Annotated in this window: 4 protein-coding genes and 1 pseudogene; all 5 read left to right on the forward strand. The window is 29.9% G+C overall.

Annotated features, from left to right (window positions below; all coding sequences use genetic code 11):
* Window positions 1-305: pseudogene (locus tag AB671_RS22500) on the forward strand (transposase); the annotation flags it as partial.
* Between the two features lie 150 nt (window positions 306-455).
* Window positions 456-842 carry a hypothetical protein gene (locus tag AB671_RS16340; protein ID WP_066764831.1) on the forward strand — a complete coding sequence of 129 codons (387 nt, stop codon included), beginning with the start codon at window positions 456-458 and terminating at the stop codon, window positions 840-842.
* A gap of 77 nt (window positions 843-919) precedes the next feature.
* Window positions 920-1651 (forward strand): hypothetical protein, encoded by a 732-nt coding sequence (locus tag AB671_RS16345; RefSeq protein WP_066680827.1) that lies wholly within the window; start codon window positions 920-922, stop codon window positions 1649-1651.
* 4 nt (window positions 1652-1655) lie between these two features.
* The gene (locus tag AB671_RS16350) at window positions 1656-1973 is read left to right on the forward strand and encodes a hypothetical protein (protein ID WP_066680826.1); all 318 of its coding nucleotides are present in this window, start codon (window positions 1656-1658) and stop codon (window positions 1971-1973) included.
* A gap of 120 nt (window positions 1974-2093) precedes the next feature.
* Window positions 2094-2399, forward strand: coding sequence for a hypothetical protein (locus tag AB671_RS16355; RefSeq protein ID WP_066680825.1), 306 nt, complete (start codon window positions 2094-2096; stop codon window positions 2397-2399).
* The last annotated feature ends 140 nt before the right edge of the window (window positions 2400-2539 follow it).

Consider the following 2539-nt stretch of genomic DNA (forward strand, 5'->3'; position numbering starts at 1 on the left):
TTGTTCAGGCTATCAAAGAAAACCCTAGAGAAAGCAGAAAAGAATTTCTCTTGAATTTCTTTCTTAAAGAAGGTGCAAAGGCTTCCAACGTAAATCAATATCAATTTTGGAGACATGATAATAAACCTATTGAGTTGTGGAGTAATCATGTAATCAATCAAAAAATAAATTATGTACACCAAAATCCGGTTGAGGCAGGTTTGGTTTTCCGTGCAGAAGATTACAAATACAGTAGCGCAGTTGATTATTCTGAGGAAAAAGGTTTATTGGAAAATATTGTAATTTTTAGAATGTTTAATATCTAAGATGACTGACCACACGAAAGGATTCGTGCGGCAGCGAGGGCTTATAGTCATCAAGTAGATTGGCAAAAAGCCATAGGTCAAGAACCTATGTTTAAAACAAAAATACAACAGACACAACATATCAAAACTTTATACCCTAAAAAATAGAATATGGATACAATAAAAATTGTAAATGAAATCATTAAATTTGGAAAAGATTACTCAAATGTTCCTACTTTTTTGAAATCAAATAAAAAAATAGACTTTTTAAAGATTCATGATGCTTTAACTGATTTATTGTTTTGGCAAAAAACTGTTTATAGAGCAATGGCAAAAGGAAAAGCATTGAAAAATTTTAGTATGTTTAATACTGAACAATTCAATATTTTAGAAAACAAAGATGTTTACAATGACTTACTTGAAAATTGTAAAGAATTAAAACATTTATTTTTAATCAAAAATAATATTATTATTGCTAACCCATCTCTTACTCAATATGAAGTAAAAGAAATACGACAAATTATTGAAAATAATTTTGAACCAGATATTCATATTTAAATTTTAAATACTGATTAATTTGTTAAACCACCTTCGGGTGGTTTTTTGTGAAATAAGTATGGATAGAAATATTATATTTGAGTGGAGAACTTACTCTTGCAATTAGAAATGGCTTTAAACGTTCTGCTACTAAACTTGTAGGTAAAGAAGAAGACTTTGCTAGACTTGAAAAGCAATTAGATGAAGCTGTTATTGAAGAAAACGGAAAGAGAAGAAAACTAAATGAAGTAGAAAAGAAACAGATTCGTGAAGAAGTTAGACTAAAAGCCGGAATGGCTGAAGACATTGATAAATATATTAAAATGTCTGCAGAGGAATTTGAAGCAGGGCTCAAAAAACTTCAAAAAGCCAATATTACCCCTGAAAATGCTATGAAGTACCTTGACGAGGCTTTAATTTATTTTAATCACCGTGTTGTAAATGGAATTGTGGTACAGATTGCTGATAGTAACTGCGTAAATGTCGTACAAGCTGTAGAAGACTTCTTAAGAACTGGTAAAATTATTGTAGCAAAAGTTTCTGAAGCACAGAAACTTAGGGTAATAACAAATAAATATGGAGAACCTTTTCTTACGTTAAAATTGGAAACATTACAAAATAAAAATTATTTCAAAGTGGGAGAAAGAGGAATTCTATACTGCGACCGAGGGCCAAATGATTATGATCATGTATTAAATGTTTTTATGGAAGAGAGGGGATTCGTGCTTAAAGATGCTCAATCAATATCGCAGGAATTTGTTACTATAGATTACCTTAAAAAGACATACATGCCAAATAATTTTAAATTATTAAAAACTAAAAAAAAGTAATTATATGCTATCGGAAAATGAAATAATAAATGTTGCCAATACCTATTTGGCAGCTATAGAAAAGAAAGTTGGAGAGCCACTTATTCTTCCACAAGAATTAATGATCAAAAAAAAGTATGGTATATATTTTATATATCATTCGAAAAAATATTGGGAAACTAAAGATTGGGAAGAAAAACTGTTAGGTAATGCACCATTTTTGGTAGAAAGTAAATCAGGTAAGATAATTGAGTTTGGAACTTCAAGAGGATTAGATTATTATATAGAAGAATATGAAGCAGGAAGATGGCCGGATATGCCAAGACTTAGCGATTTTCAATAATTTACAACACCCTTCGGGTGGTTTTTTGCTGTTAACGAAAGCTATTTTTTAAACTTTATATTTCCGCTGAGAATGCTTGAGATTATAAATATTTTGAATATCTAAAAGTAAAATAAGATTATGTTAAATAATGAAAAAATGGATAAAGTCGCAGAAAGATATGTAAAAAAGATATCTGAAAATATAAACGTAGAGTTAATTATTCCCAAAGATGTTATAATTGATAAATCTTATGGAAGAATTTATTTTTATGGAGCTAAAGATTACAAGAAACATCGATTAGCAGGAAACGGACCTTTTCTTGTTAGAAATGATACAGGTATTGTTATTCCATTTGGCACTGCCATGGATGTTGATTACTATATTAAAGGATATGAGGATGGCACTTGGAAACCTGCGTCATATGGTGTTTGGAATCCTAATTAATAGAACTTTTAAGCACAGATTTTGAATCTGTGCTTTTTATGACACTATCCCGCAAAGTGTGTAAGTTAAAAAGTTAGGGCTTGGATTTTACAATCTGAGCCTTTCTTCAAAAATAAGCATAAATTGGTTGAGAACAATAC

This window comes from Chryseobacterium sp. BGARF1, from assembly GCF_001677955.1.
In the GTDB taxonomy this organism is placed as follows: domain Bacteria; phylum Bacteroidota; class Bacteroidia; order Flavobacteriales; family Weeksellaceae; genus Chryseobacterium.

Coding starts and splice junctions, on each gene's coding strand:
- AB671_RS16355 (WP_066680825.1), top strand. CDS start 2,094: ATGTTAAATAATGAAAAAATGGATAAAGTCGCAGAAAGATATGTAAAA.
- AB671_RS16350 (WP_066680826.1), top strand. CDS start 1,656: ATGCTATCGGAAAATGAAATAATAAATGTTGCCAATACCTATTTGGCA.
- AB671_RS16340 (WP_066764831.1), top strand. CDS start 456: ATGGATACAATAAAAATTGTAAATGAAATCATTAAATTTGGAAAAGAT.